The organism is Salinispora mooreana, assembly GCF_000379065.1.
Taxonomy (GTDB): domain Bacteria; phylum Actinomycetota; class Actinomycetes; order Mycobacteriales; family Micromonosporaceae; genus Micromonospora; species Micromonospora mooreana.
The window spans coordinates 725,589-745,388 of the sequence record NZ_KB900614.1 but is presented as its reverse complement, the minus strand read 5'-3'; the positions used below and the strand labels follow the sequence as shown (position 1 = coordinate 745,388).

Below are 19,800 nucleotides of genomic sequence, written 5' to 3'. Positions count from 1 at the left end.
CGGCGGTGCTTGCGGCTGTCTATGCCGTACTGGAGCCGGGGTGGGTCGGCTGCCGTAGGCCGGCCGACGCCGGCCAGGTGAGGGTGGTGGCGGCCCACGTCAGGCCACCGCCGAAGGCGGCCAGCAGCACCCGGTCGCCCGGTCCCAGCAGACCGCTGGCGACGGTGTCGGCCATCAACAGCGGGATCGAGGCCGCCGCCGTGTTGCCGACCCGGTCGATGTTGCCGGCCCGGCGTTCGGCCGGGATGCCCAGTTCATCCCCGATTGCAGAGCAGATCCGGGCGTTCGCCTGGTGCGGTAGGAACCGGTCGACGTCACCGGCCTGCCAGCCGGCCCGTTCTAACGCGGCCTGGGCCGCCGCCGTGGTCCGCTCCACCGCGTGCCGGTAGACGTCCCGGCCGCGCATCTGGAAATAGTGGTCCTCCGGCCGGGCCGGCTGGCCCGACGAACGCTGCTGGGAGCCGCCGGCCGGAATGGTGATCAGGTCACTCAGTTCGCCGTCGCTGCCCAGCACCATCGGACCGATGGCACCGGGCTCGTCCGGCGAGCCGGCCTCCACCACAACCGCACCGGCTCCGTCGGCGAAGATGACCGCCGTCTGCCGGTCCAGCGGGTTGATGATCGTCGAGTACGCCTCGGCACCGATGACCAGCACCCGTCGGGCGAGCCCGGCGGCGATCTGGCCGACGGCGCTGGCCAGCGCGTACAGGAAGCCGGTGCAGACCGCCGACACGTCGTGCGCGGCCACGCCGGTCAGCCCCAACCGGGCGGCCACCAGCGGTGCCGTGGCCGGGCAGAGCCGTTCCGGCGTGGTGGTCGCGACGATGACCGAGTCGACGTCACCGCCGCCAGACGACTTGAGCGCCAGGGCGCCCGCCTCGACCGCCAGGGCCGCGGTCGACATGCCCGGATCGATAACGTGCCGCCGGCTGATCCCGGTACGGCTGCGAATCCACTCGTCCGAGGTGTCCAGTCGCCGTACGAGGTCGTCGTTGGTGACCACCCGGGGCGGCAGCCACCCGCCGAGTCCGGTGAGGACGGCGGCCGGCGGACTGGCCCGGCCATTCACGGCTCGAGCCCAAGGACGGGCAGGGCGTCGGGCAGACCCATGTAGCGCAGCCGCACGATCGCCATCTCGTCGGTCCACCGCTCCGCCCTGGCGTACCGCTCCGCCGGGGTCGTGTCGATCATCCGCCGGCCCGGCCAGATCTCGTAGTCCCCGACCAGGTCGGCGTGCTGCCGCATTCCCTCCTGGAACAGCTCCTCACGGTGCAGGACGTACTTCTCTTCCGGCAGCTCCTCCCACAGCTTGCGGCCCCGGGCCAGGATGTCCAGCAGCCGGGGGCGGTAGTCCGGGTTCGCCGCGAGGTGGTCGCGCAGGATCGAACTGCCGACGGTTAGATGCCGGATCTCGTCGATGGAGGCGCCCCGGGCGATCTCACTCGCCGCCGGGTCGAGCACCTGCCACTTGCGCTCGCTCAGCTCGGCGGCCGGAGCGAGGACGCCCTCGATGACGATCGTGAAGATCGCCACGCCGCCGACGAAGTCGCCCTCGTCCCGTACGGTGCGGGTGGCCAGCTCCTCGACCGGCTCCAGGATCTCCCGGGTGTATTCGGCCGACATATCGGCGATGGCGGCGACCAGCCCGTCCGCGGGCTCGCCCAGCTCGACGAGGTGGTTGCGGAAGACCATCGAGTGCCGGGCCTCGTCGATGAGCTGGGTCGCGTAGAACTCCATCTCGGGGATCGTGGGTGCCTGGGCGACGTAGTGCGCCAGGATGCGGGTTGCCTTCTCCTCGGCCACCGACCGGTAGCCGAGTTCCATCACCAGCGCGTCGCGCAGCGGCCCCGGCTGACGCATGTGCTCAGGCGTGCCGGCCGTGCGGGCGTGCCCCGTCTCGGCCCGGTCGCGCAGGGTGCCCTGCGCGACCGCGCTGAGCCAGTAGCCGAGGTTGCACTGCTGCGCCGTGAGTTCGAGGTTCATGGCACCGTCGAGCAGCCCTGGAGCGGTATCCCAGTCCGCCTCGCGGGGTACGACCTGGGTCATCGAGTCGTCTCCTTCGTGTTCCGGCGGCTGGTGCCGCCGTCGGGTCGCCCGCGTCGCCACCGGTCGGTACGACCGGCGGACCCGCGGTGTGGTCATCGGGTGGTGGCGCGCGCCGGTACCGCCCGCAGGTTCGCCTCGTGGATCTGCCCGGCGAAGCTGAGCAGTGGCTGCCCGTCGTCGCGCGTCGAGCCGCCGACGACCTCGGCGAGCAGGAGTTCGTGGTCTCCGGCGTCGATGTTGGCAACCGGTCGGCAGCTGATCCAGGCCAGCGAGTCGGCGAGGACCGGCGCGCCGCTGACCGGGTCCGGCTGCCAGCCGAACCCGTCGAACTGGGCCCGGCCGCGTGGCCGGCAGGGGTCGGCGAACCAGCGCGCTGTCGTCGTCTGGGTTGCGTTCAGGACGCTGACGGCGAAGCCCCGACAGCTCTTCACGATCTCCAGGCAGGACGAGCTGCGGTGCAGGCAGAAGCCGACCAGCAGCGGGTCACGGGAGACGGCCGTCAGTGAACTGACCGTCACACCGTGGGGGGTGGACGCCAACTCCACGGTGAGCACGGCCACCCCGGTGGCGACCCGCCGTACGGCGGCACGGTGAGCGGCGTCCGGCGGGTCGGAGCTGCTCACCGGGGCGTCCCGGAGGGCGCGACCGCGACCGGTTGGGCCGGCTGCTCCGGCGAGGCCCGGCGCGACCCCTGGATGGCCTCGATGAGCGGCCTGTACATCGGATGCGCGACCGGCTCGAAGGGCAACCCGAACGGCTTGAGGAAGTTGCCGAACAATCCCCGGTCGCCGAACAGGTGGAAGGGGATGGCCAGCAGTGCCCACTCGGGGCCGATCAGCCAGATCCACAGCCCGACCACCGCGGCCTGGGTCACCAGGCTGTGCATGATGTTGTAGAGGACGTAGTAGGCCTTCGAGATCTGTTTGGTCTTGCTGCGGTGGAAGGCGATCGCGCCGGGAAAGTAGCCGATCACATCGATGTAGAAGAACAGCCCGATCGCGGGCAGCCAGCGGATCTCGTCCCAGTGCGCGACCATCAGCGCGCTACTGACCACGAAGCCCACGAGGTACTCGGCCCGGTGTAGGCGGAACGTCACGGGGGTCTCGAAGGGGTTCTTCTGGTCCACGGTCTACTCCTTCAGGAGGGCGTGCCGGGAACGACCGGCGCGGGGCGGGCGGTGGCCGGGATGACGTCATCGGCCAGACGGGCACCCTCGAACATCTTGATCACGACCCAGGCGACCGTCTCCCTGATAACCCGCTCGGCGATCGGGTCGAGGATGCCTTCGAGGCTCGGGATGCCGAAGTCAAAGTCGGCGTCGAAGCCCAGGTCGGTCCCGTCAGGCCCGCCGGTGAGCTGCCAGGCACCGGTGAAGCTGTCGAAGTCGCCATCGGTCTGCGTGAATTCGATCCGTAGCTCGTCACGGAGGAAGCGTTCCTGCTCGGTCCACCGCAGCAGGCCGCTGCGGAAGTGCAGCTCCCAGCTCGACTGCCCGGTGGGATGGGGGACACTTTGGTGCACGACCGTGGACTGCACGTGTGGTGCCAGGTCTGGGTAGCGGTCGAAGCGCACGACCCCGTCGAAGACGTCCTGCGGCGTGGTCGCGGGAATGTGGGCGCTGAGGTGTACGTGTCGCATGTCAACGACCGCCTTCCGGCATCCGGGCGCGTTTGTCCACCAGGTCGCGGGTCGCGCCGTCGAAGGATTCGAGTAGGTAGTTCACGTCGGAGTCGGTGAGGACCGCCGGCGGGGTGAACCGCACCACCGAGGTGCCATTCATCGAGTGGTTGCCGACGACGCCGTGGTTGAACAGCTCGATCAGCAGTTCCCCGGCCAGTCCGCCCTCGATCAGCTCGACGCCGATCAACAGACCCTCACCGCGGACGTCCACCACCAGCTCCGGGCAGTTGCGCCGGGCGATGCCGGCGATCTCGGGCAACAGCGCGTTGCCCAGCTCCATCGCGCGGGTGGTCAGGCGATCCTCCTTGATCGCGCGGACCGAGCCCTGGACGGCGGCCATCAGCACGGGTGCGCCGGAGAAGGTTCCGGTGTGCAGATAGGGGTCCTTGTCGAACGGCGCGAACACCGCGCGGCTGGCCAGCGCCGCCGACACGGGCAGCACGCCACCGCCGAGCGCCTTACCGACCAACAGCACGTCGGGCACCACACCGGCCAGGTCGGCACCCCACCAGTGGCCGAGCCGACCCATGCCGGTCTGCACCTCGTCCATGACCAGGAAGGAGTCGTACCTGCGGCACAGCGCGGCCACCCGGGTCAGGTAGCCGGCGGGCGGGATGATTACCCCGCCCTCGCCCTGCACCGGCTCGACGATGAAGCACGTCTCACCGGGCGCGGCGGCCAGTTCCCGCTCCAGCGCGTCCGCGTCGCCGTACGGCACGTGGGTCACGTCCGGCAGCAGCGGCTGGAACGGAGACCGGTAGACCTGCTTGCCGCTGGCCGAGAGCGCGCCGAAGGTCTTGCCGTGATAGCCGTTGTGGGTGGCGATGATCCGCCGCTTGCCGTGGGCCCGCGCGAGCTTGAGCGCTGTCTCGACGGCCTCCGCGCCGGAGAGCGCGAAGTGCACCCGGTCCAGACCTTCTGGGGCGACCGAGGTGATCGCCTCCGCGGCCCGAGCCACCGTCGGCTCCAGCAGGATGCGGGTGGCGATGGGGTGCCGGTTCAACTGCTCGGTCACTGCCGCCATCACGGCTGGGTGGCGGGCACCCATGAGGAAGACGCCGTACCCGCCGCAGTTGAGGAACCGCTCACCGTCGCTGGTGGTCAGCCACGCGCCAGTCGACTCGACCTCCATGTGGCTGCCGAATAGCTCTGCCAGAGTGGCGCGGCCCTTGCTCAGATGCTTGCGGTAGAGGCGCAGGATGTCCGCCTCGGTCTCCGGCGCGGCGTCCGGGCCGGCTTCGCGGACGGGCAGTGCGACGAGGGTCATGCCCGGCTCCTTTCGGTCAGGATGGGGTCAGGACAGCACGAGCGGCTGGCCGATGAAGTAGTCGACGAGGGCCTGCGCGGCACTGGAGCGCGACGGCGGGTGGAAGGCGAGTGGCCGGACGGCGGCGGCGAGGTAGGCCACGTCGGGGTCGTGGATGTACGAGATCCCGCCGAGCAACTCGACCGCGAGGTCCACCGCCGCGCAGGCGGACCGCTGGGCGGCGTACCGGGCGACCAGCACCGCGGCGACCGCGTCGTCGTCGCCCAGGCCGTCGCGTACGGCGCGGGCCACGCCCTCCACGCCCGCCACGGCCGATTCGAGGTCCACCGCCGCCTGGGCTCGGTCCGTGGCGCTGCCCCGACCCTTGTGCAGCGCCCGCTCCACGAGGGCGCTGGCCGCTCCCAGGTAGACGGAGGTAATCAACATCTCGAACCAGACGAAGCCCGCCGTCTGCAGGTCGTCGAGCCGCTGCGGATCGTCCGGCACCGTACGGATGATCAGCTCCTCCGGCACGTGGACGTCCTCGAGGCGGACCTCCTCGCTCTCCGCGCCGGCCAGGACGAACGTCTTCCAGAACGGGTGGACCGAGATGCCGGGGGAGTTCGCCGGGATGAGCAGCACCGCCAGGCGGCTGCCGCCGGCCCCGTCGGGCAGTGCCACGCTCGCCGTGAGCAGGTCCATGGAGGTGGACAGGCTGCACGGCTTCTTTCCCCCGTTGACCAGGTAGCCGCCGGACTCCGCCGGCTTTGCGGTCACGCTCGGGACGAGGATGTTGGCGTCGGGCTTGCCCTCGGCCCAGCCCGAGGCCATCAGCAGACCCTCCGGGGCGACCCGGTCGAGCAGTGACGTCTGCTCGGCGGTCAGCCGATCGGCGGAACCGGCCAGGGCGAAGAGCATCGCGGCGGTGAAGTGGTGCATGGCGACCGCGGCACCGAGCGAGGGTGAGCAGGCCGATACGGCCCGCATCACCCGTACGGCGGCCAGCGGGTCGGCACCCGCACCGCCGCTCGTGGTGGGTACGAGCAGCCCGGGACCGTTGAGCGTGCGGAACGACTTGAGACCCGGGTTGCCGGCCGTCTCGTGCACGGACAGCGGCACCTCCGCGAGTGCGGCATGCAGGCCGGGGTGGAACTGTTCACAGGTCGCGCGGGCGACGTCGAGCGAGCGCATGGTCAGTTACCTCCGTTGGGAAGGCCGGTCGCGCCGGACGGGTGAGAGACAGTTGGGGGATGGGTTCGGGTGGTGCCTGCGCCGGCGGTTAGCCGCCGAACACCGCCGTGCGAGGTCGGACGCCGGCGCTGATGCTGACCCCCTGTAGATGGGAGGTCTTGAGGATCGGGTAGTTGGCCTCGCCGAACGCGCCGCCGGTCAGACCAGTGCCGCCGTGGCTGGGCAGGTACGGCAGGAAGCCGATGTGCGAGTCGTTGACCTTGAGCAGACCGCCGTTGTGTAGCCGGCTGACGACGTGGTCGATGACGGCCGACGACCGGGTCCACAGCGAGTTACGCAGGCCGTAGACGTTGCTGTTGACAAAGGAGACGAATCGGTCAAGCAGCTCGTCGTCTGGTGCCCGCTCGGCGACCACGACCGGGATGAGTGGGAAGAATGTCTCGTGCTTGACGACGTCCATCCGGCGGGCGTCGGTGAGACCATCCACCCGGACCACGGTGGGCTGGAGGAAGACGCCGGTGTCCGACGGGGTGCCGTCCAACTCGGTGCGCTGCCCGCCGCAGACCAACTCGGCACCCAGGCCGAGAGCCTGGTTGAGCAGGGCGAAGAACTTCTCGCTGCGCCGCACCGGGGACAGCAGTACGCCGTCGTCCTCCGGGTAGCCGGGCCGGACCTCTAGGGCCTGCTCGCGAACCCGATCCAGCAGCTCGTCGGCGACCGCGGGGTGGACCAGCACGTAGTTGGGCACCATGCAGATCTGTCCGGACCCGTAGAAGCATTCGGTGATCGCCTCGGCTGCCATGTCCAAGTCGGCGTCGCGCCACACCACGAGGCCGTCGTTGCCGGCCAACTCCAGAATTGGCTTCTTTCCGCGGGCCACGCACTCACGCTCGAAGTGCAGCCCCTCCTCACTGCCGCCGAAGTACATGATGTCGTCGACGTCCGCGTGAGCCAGCCAGCGGTCGATCGTCTGCTGCGGCTTGCTACACACGACATTGAGGGTTCCGGGTGGGGCGCCGACCTCGCGTAACACCGGGGCGACCAGCTCCCGCAGGGTGTACATCGTGCTCAGGGCGATGCTGCGCGGCGCGCGCACCACCACCGCGTTGCCCGCCATCAGGGCCAGCACCGCCAGCGCGGCGCTGGGCGCCGGCGCGTTCTGCGGCGGGTTGATACAGACGACGCCGTCCGGGCTGCGCCGGACAGTGAGTTGCCGGGGACCGTGCTCGAACTCGGCGTGCATCTGCTGCTCGTACCAGCCACAACTCTCGGCACTGTATACCTGTTCGAGGCAGGTCAATTCCCATTCGGCCAGCATTCGGGGATGTGCCTCGGCCATGAGCATCCCGAGAAAGGTCTCGCGGTGTTCGCGTAGCTGGGCCCGGAACAGCTCGCCCAACCGCATCCGCTCGGCGAGCGGGACGAGCGCCCACCGAGGCGCGGCGGCGGCGGCCGCGTCCACCGCCGCGTCCAGGTCGGCGGGCGAGGCCACGGCACACCGGCCGACCACGTACGGGTGGTTCGCTGCCGGTGAGTCCGGGTCCTGTTCCAGCGTCCGCTTGAGACTCACGCTGGTGAAGACGTCCTCCAGCAAGGAACGGGCGCTGACCGTGTAGACCCAGCCGCTACCCGGCACGTCGCGGTCCCCGATGTAGGACTCGTAGCTGCGTACGGGGAATGGCCGGTCGGGCCCGGTGGACTCGCTCACCGAAGCGCCGCGACCGCGAATGTCAACATCACCGATTACAGTCACGCTGATCAGCTCCTCGTTCGGTCGGCCAGAGCAGGAATGAGCGCTCTGCATAGGAAGACACGAGGAGCGTGACGGCCGTCGCTGACGGTGCGCTGACACCTATCTGACCGCTCGATCCGATATGCAATAAGGAAAATCACGCAATGCCAGCCAGCGATTTTCGCGGTACCGTCCCGGGCCGGTGCCGGTGCCGGTGCCGGTCCGGTCAGGCCAGCGCCAGCCGCAGCGTCCGCGCCAGTCGCTCGGGCGGCAGGTCGGGCAGGTCCGACAGTGCGTCAGCCACGCCGGCCCGGCCGCCCTGCGCCAGGAACTTCGCCCGCACCAGCTCACGGTGGTGGCCACGGGTGTGGGCACCGGCCGCGCCAAGCGGGATGACCTGCTCGCGGCTGAGTGTCCGACCGTCCGCCAGGTCCACCGTCACGCGGGCCGGGGTCGCCTTGTCGGCGTGCCGGAACTCTTCGGGGTCCGGGCCGGACCCCGTCGCGGCCGGGCGTGGTCCGTGGGCATTCGATGGGTCGGCCGCCAAGCTGGCCAGGGCCGCCAGTTCGGCGTCGCCGAATACCTGGCGTAGCCAGGGCTTCGCCCGTTCACCCGCCTGCTGTAGCGCCGCGCCGAACGGTGCGACGGACGCAAACAGCCGCCGTGTCATTGCCGGGTCGTGCCGCAGTCGTACCCGTGCCGCCAGGTCCCATCGGGCCGGTTCCCGCACCGCCGGGGTGTCGAAATCCGCGACCGTCAAATCCCCGGTCAACAGCGCGGTCGCCACCGGGTATGCGGTGGACAGCAGCAGGGCGCTGATCGGGCTGTCGGGACCGGCCAGGTACCGCTCGGCCTGCCGACCCGCATAGATCGTGTAGATAGAGGCATCCACCAGCACGGAGGTGATGGTGGCATCGCCGATCTCGCGGTGTAGGCCGACCGCGCAGTCGACCGCGGCGTCGATCCCGGGGCCCCCGGGGCGCAGCTTGAACGACAGGGTCTCGGTGTGCCAGCGGGAACCGAGCCCATCGACGACCGTCTCGGGCAGCGGGACGGTAGCGAAGCGTTCGAGGAACCCGCGAGGGTGCTCCAGCACGTCCGCCGCGCCCCGGATGCCCGCCGCCGCGGCGTCGCAGGCGTCCATCGCCGTACGGATCGACGGTAATACGTGCAGCAGTTTCGCGTCGCCGCTCAGGAAGGCGTGCATGACGGGCCAGGGCGGGGCGGCGAATGCCAGGCCGAGGGCGTCGACCCACTCGCGGGCTGGTGCGCGTCGGCTGGCGAGCCTACCGGCCACCGCGCCGCCGAGGTGGGTGTGCAGGGCGCTCTGGCCGCGTAGCGGACCCAGGGTGGCCGCCGCCGTGATCCGGGCGGCGCACTCGTTGGCCGCGATCACCGAGGTCAGCAGGGCGGCACCGGACAGCCCGTCCGCCTCGGCGTATGCCAGCGGGACCGCCACGGTGCTCGGGGCGAGGTGACCGGCGTACGCGGTGTCGTCCAGGTTGAGCCAGCAGCCGAGGGTCGCGAGCACCGCGGCGGACTGCCGGGGGTCGGCCTGCCAGGGCGTGCCGAAGGCGTTCACCAGCGCGGCTGCGCGACTGTGCGCCAGACCGGCCCGGATGGCGGCGAGTTGCGCCAGCACCTGACTCGTCGCCAGGTCGACGACCCGCGGCGGCACCTGCGTCAGATCGAGTTGCGCGGCCCAGCGCGCCAACGTGGTCAGTAGGGCGGGTGTCCCGGCCGGGGCGGGCGGGCTGGTCCCGCCCTCCTGTCGCCCGGTCATCCCGGTCGGCGATCGGCGCGACAGGCGACGGGTAGCGCGCGCGGCAGCACGTCGAGGGTGAGCGTCGGATACCGCATGGGCATGAGCTCACCGTCGTGCTCGAACCACAGCGGCTCACCGTCGGTACGCGCCACCGTGACCGAGGTGCCCCGCGCGTACACCACAGCGGGATGGTCCAGGTGCGCCGCCTCGCGAGTCAATTCCGGCACCTGGGTGGCGGCCACGTCGTCGCCGATAACGCAGACGTCGAGCAGGCCGTCGTCCAGCACCGAGTGCGGCAACACCCGGTACTGCCCGCCTCGGTGGCGACCGCCGCCGACGTTGGCCAGCACGGTGCCGCCCTCGTGGACAACCCGACCGTCCACCTCGACGCGCCCCGGATATGGGGTGAACGCCGCCGCCGCCCGCGCCATGGCTTCCCGGTAACGGGGGCGTCCGGTCAGTGGTACGTCCGCCGCGAAGCGCAACGCCTGCGCGATCAGGCCGGAACAGGCTCCGAGCAGTACCAGCTCACCCGACTCCCGTAACCGAAACAGGTCAAGGAGCCGGACCTCGCCACGGGTGCCGGCGGTGCCGCCCGGGTCCAGTGCGCCTGCGACGGCCTGCCGCCACGGTAGGTCGCCCCACTGGGCGAGATAGTTCGAGTTGCCGGTGCCGGCCGGAACGATCAGTAGCGTGGGCGGCGTCCCCCGCGCCGTGCCGCTGCCGACCAGCCCCTCCACCACCTCGCGGACCGTGCCGTCGCCGCCGACGGCCAACACCACGCCGGGTCGGTCGCCGCGGGGGTCCCGGTCGGTAGCGGCGGCGGCCAGTGTTGTCGCGTCTCCTCGGCCGCCGGTCCAGGCCACCTCGACCGAGGGCAGCCAACGACGGCACAGCCGCGCCAGGTCGTCGACGACCTGGCGGTCGACGGTACCGGCGGTGGGATTGGCGATAATGAGCGCTGACCGTCGCCGATCAATTTCCACAGGCATATCGTCCTCTTCTTCCTACGATGTGCCGCAGGAGTTCTGGCGGAGAGGGCAGGATTCGAACGCTGCGTGGGCGCAAGCCCGACCGAACTTCCGTCCGGTCCCCAATAGGCCACTTCGGGTACCTCTCCCTGTCGGGACCTCTGGCTGCCGTACCGCTTTCGTCCGGTAGCTTTCGTTCTCGACACATCAAATGTTGGACCCACCTGCTGACGGGCTCCTGACACATCGCTGACAACAATTTTGGGGTGTCCTTTTCCGGCGTGCCGGCCTACGATCGGTAGCCAAAAAACAGTGCCCGCGATGGCGTGACTGAAAGGCGCGGGAACGAGACGAGGAGGACGACGTGGCCAGTACGGTTATCGCGGCGGAGCCGGTGCTCGCCGCGATCCAAGAATTCACGCAGGCGGACAACCCAAGTGCTTTCCTCGCGGTCAGCGGCGGCAACTCCTACTTCACCCTGCCCAGTCGGCCCGGCGTGATCGTCTATCGCCGTTCAGGCCGGTTCCTGGTGCAGTTCGGTGGCCCGTTCGCGCCGCCGGAGTCCTACCGTGACCTGCTGACGGCCTTCGTGGCGATGGCGCGCGAGGAGGGACTGGAGGTGGTGGCGGTGCAGTTGCAGCGGGCGGATGCGCGGGCGTACGCCACCGCCGGCTTCACCGTCAACCAGATCGGTGCCTCGTGGGCAGTCGGCCTGGCGGATTTCTCGTTGCGGGGAACCCGCTTCATGCAGTTGCGCAACAAGGTGTCCCGGTCGTTCCGGGCGGGCCTCACGGTCGTCGAGACCACGGACGACCGGTACTACCCGTGGCTTCGCGAGATCGACCAGGTGTGGTTGCGCGGCAAGGGTGAACATGCCCGGCCGATGGAGTTCCTCATCGGTCAGTACGGGGACGCCATGCAGCCGTACCGGCGGATGTTCGTGGGCCTGATCGACGAGCGTCCGGTCGGCTACATCTCCTACAGCCCGGTGTACGGGTCTAGAGCCGGCTGGATGCACGACCTGAGCCGGCGGGAGCCGAGTCGCGTCCCAGGAATCATGGAGGCGATCAACGTCACGGCCATCGAGAAGTTTCGGGCCGAGGACGTGGCGTGGCTGCACTTCGGGTTCACACCGTTCACCGGTATACAGCCGGAGAACGAGCTGCCCGACCATGATCCCGGTTTCCACCAGTTCATGCGCGTGCTGTGGACGCACGGCGAAGCGGTCTACCCGGCGCGGTCACAGCTCGCCTACAAGGAGAAGTGGGCGCCGGACCTGGTGATCCCCGAGTATGTCGGCTTCCTCGGTGGTGCCAGCGTCGCCGGGTTCGCCCATATCTTCCGCGCCTGCAACGCGTTCTGACGCCAGTCCCCCGGCACCCGGTGGAGGAGTCCACCCAGCGAGCACGTCCGTCCCGTACGCGGACACGATCCGAAGGAGGAACGTAATGTCCGGAACCCACGAAGAGGCGATCGGCGCAGCCCTGAACCGTACGCTCGAGATGTTCGCCGCGGTCTGCGCCGATCCCGACAACCGTGAGCTGGCCGGGACCGCCGACGCGGCACTGGCCGAACTGAGCCGGTTGCTACGGGCGGGCGGCGCAGAGGGCGCGGTCGCCTAAACGATCGAACGAGTGCCGGCGGCACGACGTGCCGCCGGCACAACTTCGCCGTCGGTCCCCTTCGTTGACGGGTGGTTCGCGGTCCGGACGATCGTCGTCAGCCTTTGGGACCGGGCAGGCTGAGTTCGTCCGGACGCAACCGCAGAGCGGGGTCGTGAGACAGGATCGCCCGCTCGCGGCTGCGTAACATCGGGGACGGGTCGATTCCTAATTCCTCCGCCATCCGGTTGCGCATCCGCTGGTAGATGGTGAGCGCGTCGGCCTGCCGACCGCACCGGTAGAGCGCCACCATGAGCTGCTCGCACAGCCGCTCGTTGAGCGACTCCGAACGCACCAGGGCCGATAGTTCGGGCACGATGTGCTGGTGCTGCCCCTGCTGTAGCTCGCTGTCATACAGCAGTTCGAGTGCGGTCATCTGGGCCGCCTCCAGGCGGGCCAGTGCAGCCTGTGCGGCCAGGCCGACGGCCGCGCCGCCGAAGACCGGACCTCGCCAGAGCGCCAGCGCCGGCCGCAGCCGGTTGGCGACCTCAGCCGGCGACAGGTCTGGCCTGGCGCGCACCTCGGCGAGCGCCTGGGTGAAGGCGACCGCGTCCACCCTGGCCCCGTCCAGGTCCAGCCGGTATCCGCCGGTCTGGGAGACGAGCCGGGGCCGCGCTCGCTCGGGCTCAAGCGCCTGGAGCTTGCGACGTAGCCGACTCGCGTGTGCCTGCAACGCGTTGTCGACCGAGTCCGGTGGCTCCTCGCCCCACAGTTCATCGATCAGGCATGTTACGGACAGTATCCGTCCCTCTGCGGCGATGAGCGCGGCGAGGAGCGCGCACTGCATGCCGTAGCGGAACTGCACGCGCCGGTTGCCGCAGCCGGCGGCAACCTGGCCCAGGATCCAGAAATCCATGGTCAACCCTTCGGCAAGAAGTCTGCCTGGAGAACCAACATTGCGACTGTGTGGTCCATTTGTTCAACGCAATTTGCTAAATAGACGTTGACCTTGCCGGTGCCACGGAGCACCCGTGTGGGCATGCTCCGACTGCGTGCGACGGCAACAGGCTGAACGCGCCACTAAGCGACACTGTAACGGCGGTGGAGTGCTGTCACCGGCACTGGAGCCGAGGCTACTCATGGAAGTTGCACCCGTCAATCAAAGAAGTTCGGTCCGGAGTGTGGTCGGTCTGGCGCGCAGGTCCAGATGTCGTGCCCCTTCGGTTTGGCTTTTACCTGACACGTAATCGACAGGCCGATAGCTGGCCGGCAAGCTGGCACAGTGACAGTGATCGTTGCTGGCTGGCCGGGAACAACCGGCGCTCGGTCCGGCAATGATCTGCCGGTGGCCGCCGGCTGGTGAACCCCCTCGAGAACGCTGCAACCGGAGCGGAAACGAGGGGCGGTGAGGTGGCCGTGACGTGCGATGGCATACGCCGGGAGCGGTGGGTCGGAACGCTCTCGTCAATCGATTATGAGCGGTGTCTGTTTGGTATCGGTGTGCACGGGGCAGGATCTGCCCCGTGCGACGCCTATGCGCCATGGTAGGGAGGAACACCTATGCAAGACCAGCCCGAGAGGTGCCGGCTCAACGGTCGGGCCACGGGTGAGGCGTTGCGTCGTGTCATCGCGCAAGGCCTGATTGGCCTCGCCCCCTCCGGCCTCGCCGCCGCCACGGGGGTACCTCCCGATGATATCCGCCGGGACTACCCGAAGCCCGAGGACCTGCTCACCGCGCTGCTGGTGGACGCTCACAACGGAATTGGCGAGAGCGCGGAGGTGGGCGCGCTGCGAGCCGCCCGGGCCGGTGCCGATCCCATGCGGCAATGGGTGACCGCGTGTCGAAGCGTTCGCATGTGGGCCCAGGCGAACCCAGACCGTTTCGCCCTGATCTGGGGGCCGCCCATCACCGGCTACGATCCACCCGACGAGGCCGTCGTCGCCGGAGCCCGGGCACCCTTGGCGCTCGCCGGGATCGTCCAGAAGGCGAATGAGCGATCGGGCATACGCGACGGATGCGGCCCCCTCCCAGTCGGGGACCCGCCGCTGTCCGACGGGATGCGACACAACATCGACGCTCTCGCGGCGGGCATGCTCGCCGGCCTGTCGCCGGGGGTCATCGCCCGCATGCTGGTCGCCTGGACGCAGTTACTGGGCATGGTCAGCCTGGCCGTCTACGGGCAGGGGCGGGGCTACGTACCGGAGCCGGGTGCGTTCTTCGATCACGCGGCGAACTCCATGGGCCGGTATGTGGGGCTGCTCGGCGGCCGGCCGTCGGTCACCGACTGAGCGGCACCCGGTCGGCGGTGCCTCGCGCGGGAGATCCGGCGCGGGAACTCACCGTGCCCGTGGTGGGTGTGCGGTCACCCGCGCACGGTCCCCGCGCAGCTGGCACCCCGCACCACGGGTGACGGTTCCGTGTGTCCAGGCCGTACCCAGGCCCGAGTCGCGCTGCGGCCCCACGCAGGGACTTACCTGTCACGTAATCGACACCAACCGCACCGTCCCTGCACTATCTGAGGTGACCTGAACTGGGAGAAAATCTTGTCTGAATCGACGACCTCAACGGTGGTGGAGCCGCCCGGTTCGGGTCGGCCGGCGCACGGCCTCCGCTACTGGGCGACCATGCCCGTCATCCTCGCCGCGACCTTCATGGTCGCCCTCGACTTCTTCATCGTCAACGTGGCGATTCCGTCCACCCAGCGTGAACTCGGTGCGAGCCCGGCCGCGATTCAGTTCATCATCGCGGGCTACTGGCTGGCGCTCGCCGCCGGTCTGATCATCTGCGGCCGGCTCGGCGACCTGTTCGGCCGTCGCCGGATGTTCCTCCTCGGGCTGGCGGCCTTCACGCTCGCCTCCGCGGCCTGTGGACTCGCTCCCACCGCCGAGTTCCTGGTAGGCGCGCGGATCGCGCAAGGGCTGTCCGCCTCACTGATGATGCCCCAGGGCCTGGCCATCCTGGGCGTCGTCTACACCGGAGCGCACCGCGCCCGGGCCTTCACCGCGTACGCGATGACCCTGGGCCTCGCCTCCGTCTGTGGCCAGTTGATCGGTGGACTGCTGATCGAAGCCGACGTGGCCGGGCTGGGCTGGCGGAGTTGCTACCTGGTCAACGTCCCGGTCGGGTTGCTCACGTTCGCGCTCACGTTGCGCTACGTGCCCGAGTCGCGGGCAGAGGGTCGTGGTCGGCTCGACTTTGTCGGGACTCTGCTGGTCACCGTCGGCCTGGTCGCTCTCGTGCTGCCGCTGGTCGAAGGGCAGGCCCGGGACTGGCCTCTGTGGACCTGGCTGATGATGGTCGGCTCGGTGGCACTGCTGGCGCTCTTCGCCGTGCACCAGAACCGGCTCGGGGCCCGTAGCGCCGACCCTCTGATCGACATGCAGTTGTTCCGAGCCCGCGCCTTCAGCATCGGATTGGTGGTCACCGTCCTGTTCAACATGCTGATGGGGTCGTTCTTCCTGTTCCTGGCGATCTACCTGCAGGAGGGTCAGGGAGTCGCACCACTGGCGTCGGGCATCCTGTTCACGCCGATCGCGGTCGGCTACTTCCTCGCCTCCCTGGCCGCCGAGCCGCTCGCCCGTCGACTGGGCCGGCACGTTCTCACCATCGGCGCAGTGGTGATGACGGTCGGTCTGACCCTCACCTACCTCACGGTCGACCGGATCGGCATCACGCCCGACTTGGCGGTCCTCGTTCCGGCCTTCGCGTTGTCCGGGGCCGGAATGGGCTTCGTCCTGGCACCGCTGACCAACACCGTGCTGGCGGGAATAGATCCCCGCTACGCCGGCGCGGCATCCGGCGTGTTGGCCACCTCCCAGCAGGTCGGGGGTGCGGTGGGCGTGGCGGCCATCGGTGTGATCTTCTACGGCGTCCTCGACCTGACTGCCGCTCCACTGGCCTACGCCGACGCCTTCCTCGCGGGGCTTATCGGACTCATCGCGTTCGCGGTCGTGATCGCGGTGCTCATTCAGTTCATGCCACGGCATCGACAAACGCCCTGAACAGGGAGACCATCATGGAACCAGACATAGCCTCGACCGAGACGGTGGAGCGGATCAAGCAGACGGCCCATCGGCACCTCGTCGAGCAGGGACCGGCCGGCCTCGAAGCGGGCACGTTGGCCCTCGCCGCCGGTCTGACCGTCGAACAACTGCGGACGCACTTTCCAGACCGCGCGGACCTGTTGACCGCGATGGTGCTCGACGCGTACAACGCCATGGGCGACGGCGCGGAGAACGGTGCGCGGCAGTCGGGGGGGTCGCCGCTGGACAGGTGGGTCGCAGCCTGCCGGGCCATCCGGATCTGGGCCCAGGCCGACGCCGAGCGGTACGCCCTGATCTGGGGGCCACCGATCGCCGGGTACAGCGCTCCGCCGGAGACGATGGTCGCGGGTGCCCGTGCCGCCCAGGTGCTGATCGGGTTGCTGCGTGAGGCCGCCGAGAGTGGCCAGTTGCGCGACCACCCGCAGGACCCGCCGATGTCCGAAGGAATGTCGCGCAACGTCGCGGCGCTCGGCGAGGGAATGCTCTCGGGCCTGCCGCCAGCGGTCATCGCCCGGATGCTCGTCGCCTGGACGCAGTTGCTCGGCATGGTGAGCTTCGCCGCCTACGGGCACGTGCAGGGTTTCGCCGCCGATCCGGACGCCTTCTTCGACCACGCCGCTGCGGCGATGGGCCACTACGTCGGCCTGCCGCGCTAGCTGGCGAGTCCCTGGTCCCTGGGGCGTCATCGGCCCGACCGGCCGGTGGCGCCCGTACGCCCTACGACGGCAGAACCGATACGGAAATTCGTTTCGCCAAGCATGCCACCCCCATGCCCTCTGACGATTGGAAGGCCCGATGACCCTGCTGCAAGCCGAAGAGAAAGTGCTCACCTGGCCATTCGCGCGCACCGAGTGGGGCACACCCCCGCCGATCCTGGCGCAGCTGCGCCAGGCGCCGCCGTGCGCGGTGATCATCCCAGCCGGAGCGGCGTCAGAGCGCCGGGCCTGGCTGGTCACCCGCTATCCCGATGTGCGCCAGGCGCTGATGGACCCCCGGCTGAGCGCCGACGAACTGCTGCCCGGCGCGCCGGTCCGGATCCAGGTGCCGCAGGAGGAACGACCCTCGTCGTTCCTCCGGATGGACGACCCCGAGCACGGTCGGCTGCGGGGAATGATCGCCAGCCAGTTCACCGCACGACGGGTACGGCAGCTGGTACCGGCCGTACAGCGGCGCACGGACGACCTCCTCGACGCCTTCGTGGCCGGGCCGTGCCCGGCCGACCTGCACGACGCCTTCTCCCGCAAGCTGCCCACTCTGGTCATCGCGAGCCTCCTCGGGGTGCCTGACGAGGACTCGGCATTCTTCGTGGAGAAGACCCGGGTGACCCTATCGCAGGATGACCCGGAAGTATCCTTCGCCGCCTATCGGGAGATGACCGACTACCTTGGTCAACTCGCCGCGCGCAAGGCCAAGGAGCCGCAGGATGACCTGATGAGCCAGCTGGCCGTCAACAACCTGGCCGTCGGCGATATCACCATGGACGAACTGGTGGGCATCGCCCGGCTGGTCCTCGTCGCCGGTCACGAGACCACCACCAACCAGATCGCTCTGAACATCCTCAGTCTGCTGCTCGACCCGGGGCTGCGTGCCCAGGTGCTCGCTGACGACGGCAGGCTGCTACCTGAGTATATCGAAGAGGCGATGCGATACTGGTCGATCTCGCAGGACGGGATCGTACGCCTGGTGACCGAGGATCTGGTTCTCGGCGAGGTGCAGATGCGGGCCGGTGACGCGGTGGTGATCTCGATCCCGGCCGCCAATCACGACCCGACGGTCTTTCCGGAGCCGAACCGGATCGACGTGACCCGCTCACCCCGCGATCACCTCCAGTGGGGCAACGGGCCGCACTACTGCCAGGGTGCGCCGTTGGCGCGGCTGGAAATGGTCATCGCCCTGCGCACGCTGTTCGCCCGCCTGCCGGGGCTCCGGCTGGCCACCGACGACGTGCCCAGTCTGTTCCGCCGCGGCACGGTGTTCCACGGCGTCGAGAACCTTCCGGTCGCCTGGTAGGGGGTCAGAATGCCGTATCTCACCCTTCGGGACGGGACGAGTCTCTACCACCTGGACAGCGCCGAGACCGGCCGTCCCCTGGTCTTCCTGGCCAACGCCACCGCGAACTCGCAGATGTGGGAGCTTCAACTGCCCTACCTGACCGACCGCGGCCTGCGGTGTGTCGCCTACGACCGCAGGGGACACGGCCGGTCGGACTGGCCGGCGCACGGCTACGACTACGACCACCTCGCCGACGATCTCGACGAATTGATCCGACATCTCGACCTGCGCGACGCGATCCTGGTCGGCGGTGCGATGGGGTGCGGGGAAATTGTCCGCTACCTCAGCCGGCACGGGTCGGCGCGGGTGGGTGGGGTGGTCATGGTCGCCACAGTCACCCCGATGCTGCTGCGTGGCCCCGACAATCCGGACGGGCTGGACCGGGCCGTGCTCGACGAGATGGTGACCGGGCTCCTGCAGGACCGGCCCCACTTCGTCGCGCAGATCGCGCCGGCGTTCTTCGGTCCGGCACTCGCGCCGCCCGTGGCCGCGGTGGGTAACGGTGCCGGGTCGGCCGACGGTGCCGGTACCGTCTCCGCCGAGTTCGTCAGATGGTTCTGCGACCTGTCCCTACAATGCTCGCCCACTGTCAGCCGGGCCGTGTACGAGTTGCTGTTCACCGCCGACCTGCGCGCGGACCTCGCCGCGGTCGACGTGCCGGCGCTGATTGTGCACGGCGACCAGGACCCGTTCGCTCCACTGGCGCTCTGCGGCGAGCGGACCGCCCGCGCGATTCCCGGCAGCGAACTCGTCGTCGTGCCCGGTGCCTCGCACGGGCTGGCGTTGACCGCCCCGCAGCGGCTCAACGACCTGATACTCCGCTTCGCGGCGACGCCGGCACGGCCGGTCGCCGGCTGACCCACCCGCCGTCCGGGCCGAAGCCGTTGCCCGGCCCGGACGGCTCGCGGCGCTGCGCCCGTCCAGACGGCGTGGCCGGTCACCCCGACCTCGACGGCGACCAACCACCCCGCGATCACGCTGTCAAGTGACACCGGGTCGACCGAAATGCACACCCTGGGCCGAGTGCGGCGGGCGGGCCGCGCTCGGGATGCGTCGGACTGCGGGGTGTGATCTGCTGCTTTGTCCTACTCTTGCTGTGCCGCAGGCGTCGGTGGGTTGGTTTGCTGATGGTTGTGATCCGGCGGATGATTTTGACCGTCAGCGGCGGTTTTCGCCGTATTGTGCTGTGTTTAATGTTACGGGTGGTCCGTCGGTGTCGCTTCCGGTGGGTGGTACTGCTGGTGGGTTGCCGGTTGGGGTCCTTCTGAGTGGTCGGCTGGGTGATGATGGGCGGTTGCTTGCTGTTGCTGCTCAGCTGGAGCGGCTTGGTGGGGGGTGGGGTCGCCACCCCGCAATCTGGCGGGCGGTTGACTCCGCTAACGTGAATACTCCGAGCGGAGTCGGGGAATTGTTCGCATGACTGTCCACCCGACCCGGATTCCTGGTCTCTTTTTCGCCTGGGGGCGTTGGGA

Annotated in this window: 18 protein-coding genes, 1 tRNA gene and 1 pseudogene; 8 read left to right on the top strand and 12 right to left on the bottom strand. The window is 69.4% G+C overall.

The annotated features are described in order from the left end of the window. Positions 1-19 precede the first annotated feature (19 nt). The 11 genes from SALPAC6_RS25305 to SALPAC6_RS0103480 all read right to left on the bottom strand — a co-directional run bounded on the left by SALPAC6_RS25305 (position 20) and on the right by SALPAC6_RS0103480 (position 10,780). The gene (locus SALPAC6_RS25305) at positions 20-1,069 is read right to left on the bottom strand and encodes a beta-ketoacyl-ACP synthase III (RefSeq protein WP_018252063.1); all 1,050 of its coding nucleotides are present in this window, start codon (positions 1,067-1,069) and stop codon (positions 20-22) included. Next, a complete protein-coding gene (locus SALPAC6_RS0103525) occupies positions 1,066-2,046 on the bottom strand; it encodes a ferritin family protein (RefSeq protein WP_026189285.1) in 981 nt (326 codons plus the stop codon). Before SALPAC6_RS0103525 ends, SALPAC6_RS25305 begins: the two co-directional genes overlap by 4 nt. Before the next feature lie 92 nt (positions 2,047-2,138). Further along, positions 2,139-2,669 carry a flavin reductase family protein gene (locus SALPAC6_RS0103520; RefSeq protein WP_018252061.1) on the bottom strand — a complete coding sequence of 177 codons (531 nt, stop codon included), beginning with the start codon at positions 2,667-2,669 and terminating at the stop codon, positions 2,139-2,141. Then, positions 2,666-3,172, bottom strand: a complete 507-nt coding sequence (locus tag SALPAC6_RS0103515; RefSeq protein ID WP_018252060.1) for a hypothetical protein — start codon at positions 3,170-3,172, stop codon at positions 2,666-2,668. Before SALPAC6_RS0103515 ends, SALPAC6_RS0103520 begins: the two co-directional genes overlap by 4 nt. 11 nt (positions 3,173-3,183) lie before the next feature. Next, a complete protein-coding gene (locus SALPAC6_RS0103510) occupies positions 3,184-3,684 on the bottom strand; it encodes a type II toxin-antitoxin system RatA family toxin (RefSeq protein WP_018252059.1) in 501 nt (166 codons plus the stop codon). A gap of 1 nt (position 3,685) precedes the next feature. Then, complete coding sequence (locus SALPAC6_RS0103505; protein ID WP_018252058.1) at positions 3,686-4,993, bottom strand: aspartate aminotransferase family protein; 1,308 nt, start codon at positions 4,991-4,993, stop codon at positions 3,686-3,688. Between the two features lie 27 nt (positions 4,994-5,020). Continuing rightward, positions 5,021-6,163, bottom strand: coding sequence for an acyl-CoA dehydrogenase family protein (locus tag SALPAC6_RS0103500; RefSeq protein ID WP_018252057.1), 1,143 nt, complete (start codon positions 6,161-6,163; stop codon positions 5,021-5,023). Positions 6,164-6,251: 88 nt separating this feature from the next. Then, complete coding sequence (locus SALPAC6_RS0103495) at positions 6,252-7,916, bottom strand: aldehyde dehydrogenase family protein (protein WP_223874260.1); 1,665 nt, start codon at positions 7,914-7,916, stop codon at positions 6,252-6,254. A 205-nt stretch (positions 7,917-8,121) separates the two neighbouring features. Next, a complete protein-coding gene (locus SALPAC6_RS0103490) occupies positions 8,122-9,678 on the bottom strand; it encodes an MmgE/PrpD family protein (RefSeq protein ID WP_018252055.1) in 1,557 nt (518 codons plus the stop codon). Next, positions 9,675-10,652, bottom strand: a complete 978-nt coding sequence (locus tag SALPAC6_RS0103485) for a diacylglycerol/lipid kinase family protein (RefSeq protein WP_026189284.1) — start codon at positions 10,650-10,652, stop codon at positions 9,675-9,677. The genes SALPAC6_RS0103490 and SALPAC6_RS0103485 overlap by 4 nt, the downstream gene beginning before the upstream one ends. Before the next feature lie 37 nt (positions 10,653-10,689). Beyond that, a tRNA-Phe gene (locus tag SALPAC6_RS0103480) sits at positions 10,690-10,780 on the bottom strand. A 215-nt stretch (positions 10,781-10,995) separates the two neighbouring features. Here SALPAC6_RS0103480 and SALPAC6_RS0103475 point away from each other — a divergent pair. Both SALPAC6_RS0103475 and SALPAC6_RS29620 read left to right on the top strand, forming a co-directional pair. Further along, complete coding sequence (locus tag SALPAC6_RS0103475; RefSeq protein WP_018252053.1) at positions 10,996-11,994, top strand: bifunctional lysylphosphatidylglycerol flippase/synthetase MprF; 999 nt, start codon at positions 10,996-10,998, stop codon at positions 11,992-11,994. 85 nt (positions 11,995-12,079) lie between these two features. After that, on the top strand, positions 12,080-12,253 hold the full coding sequence (locus tag SALPAC6_RS29620; RefSeq protein ID WP_018252052.1) for a hypothetical protein: 174 nt from the start codon (positions 12,080-12,082) through the stop codon (positions 12,251-12,253). Between the two features lie 97 nt (positions 12,254-12,350). On the opposite strand, the gene SALPAC6_RS0103465 is transcribed toward SALPAC6_RS29620, so the two are convergent. Further along, positions 12,351-13,148: an AfsR/SARP family transcriptional regulator gene (locus SALPAC6_RS0103465; protein ID WP_018252051.1), complete on the bottom strand. Its 798-nt coding sequence runs from the start codon at positions 13,146-13,148 to the stop codon at positions 12,351-12,353. Positions 13,149-13,792: 644 nt separating this feature from the next. Here SALPAC6_RS0103465 and SALPAC6_RS0103460 point away from each other — a divergent pair. The 6 genes and pseudogenes from SALPAC6_RS0103460 to SALPAC6_RS27155 all read left to right on the top strand — a co-directional run. Next, on the top strand, positions 13,793-14,521 hold the full coding sequence (locus SALPAC6_RS0103460; protein ID WP_018252050.1) for a TetR-like C-terminal domain-containing protein: 729 nt from the start codon (positions 13,793-13,795) through the stop codon (positions 14,519-14,521). A 255-nt stretch (positions 14,522-14,776) separates the two neighbouring features. After that, on the top strand, positions 14,777-16,234 hold the full coding sequence (locus SALPAC6_RS0103455) for a DHA2 family efflux MFS transporter permease subunit (RefSeq protein WP_223874261.1): 1,458 nt from the start codon (positions 14,777-14,779) through the stop codon (positions 16,232-16,234). 14 nt (positions 16,235-16,248) lie between these two features. After that, positions 16,249-16,932 carry a TetR/AcrR family transcriptional regulator gene (locus SALPAC6_RS0103450; RefSeq protein ID WP_018252048.1) on the top strand — a complete coding sequence of 228 codons (684 nt, stop codon included), beginning with the start codon at positions 16,249-16,251 and terminating at the stop codon, positions 16,930-16,932. Positions 16,933-17,071: 139 nt separating this feature from the next. After that, complete coding sequence (locus SALPAC6_RS0103445; protein WP_018252047.1) at positions 17,072-18,286, top strand: cytochrome P450; 1,215 nt, start codon at positions 17,072-17,074, stop codon at positions 18,284-18,286. Positions 18,287-18,295: 9 nt separating this feature from the next. Next, positions 18,296-19,186: an alpha/beta fold hydrolase gene (locus SALPAC6_RS0103440; RefSeq protein WP_018252046.1), complete on the top strand. Its 891-nt coding sequence runs from the start codon at positions 18,296-18,298 to the stop codon at positions 19,184-19,186. 184 nt (positions 19,187-19,370) lie between these two features. Continuing rightward, positions 19,371-19,748, top strand: a pseudogene (locus SALPAC6_RS27155) (amidase family protein); the annotation flags it as partial. Between the last annotated feature and the right edge of the window lie 52 nt (positions 19,749-19,800).

Bases quoted from the DNA above. Each gene is read 5' to 3' on its own strand.
- SALPAC6_RS0103525 (WP_026189285.1), bottom strand. From the start codon at position 2,046: ATGACCCAGGTCGTACCCCGCGAGGCGGACTGGGATACCGCTCCAGGG.
- SALPAC6_RS0103465 (WP_018252051.1), bottom strand. From the start codon at position 13,148: ATGGATTTCTGGATCCTGGGCCAGGTTGCCGCCGGCTGCGGCAACCGG.
- SALPAC6_RS0103460 (WP_018252050.1), top strand. From the start codon at position 13,793: ATGCAAGACCAGCCCGAGAGGTGCCGGCTCAACGGTCGGGCCACGGGT.
- SALPAC6_RS0103445 (WP_018252047.1), top strand. From the start codon at position 17,072: ATGACCCTGCTGCAAGCCGAAGAGAAAGTGCTCACCTGGCCATTCGCG.
- SALPAC6_RS0103505 (WP_018252058.1), bottom strand. From the start codon at position 4,993: ATGACCCTCGTCGCACTGCCCGTCCGCGAAGCCGGCCCGGACGCCGCG.
- SALPAC6_RS29620 (WP_018252052.1), top strand. From the start codon at position 12,080: ATGTCCGGAACCCACGAAGAGGCGATCGGCGCAGCCCTGAACCGTACG.
- SALPAC6_RS0103490 (WP_018252055.1), bottom strand. From the start codon at position 9,678: ATGACCGGGCGACAGGAGGGCGGGACCAGCCCGCCCGCCCCGGCCGGG.
- SALPAC6_RS0103440 (WP_018252046.1), top strand. From the start codon at position 18,296: ATGCCGTATCTCACCCTTCGGGACGGGACGAGTCTCTACCACCTGGAC.
- SALPAC6_RS0103500 (WP_018252057.1), bottom strand. From the start codon at position 6,163: ATGCGCTCGCTCGACGTCGCCCGCGCGACCTGTGAACAGTTCCACCCC.
- SALPAC6_RS0103450 (WP_018252048.1), top strand. From the start codon at position 16,249: ATGGAACCAGACATAGCCTCGACCGAGACGGTGGAGCGGATCAAGCAG.
- SALPAC6_RS0103510 (WP_018252059.1), bottom strand. From the start codon at position 3,684: ATGCGACACGTACACCTCAGCGCCCACATTCCCGCGACCACGCCGCAG.
- SALPAC6_RS0103485 (WP_026189284.1), bottom strand. From the start codon at position 10,652: ATGCCTGTGGAAATTGATCGGCGACGGTCAGCGCTCATTATCGCCAAT.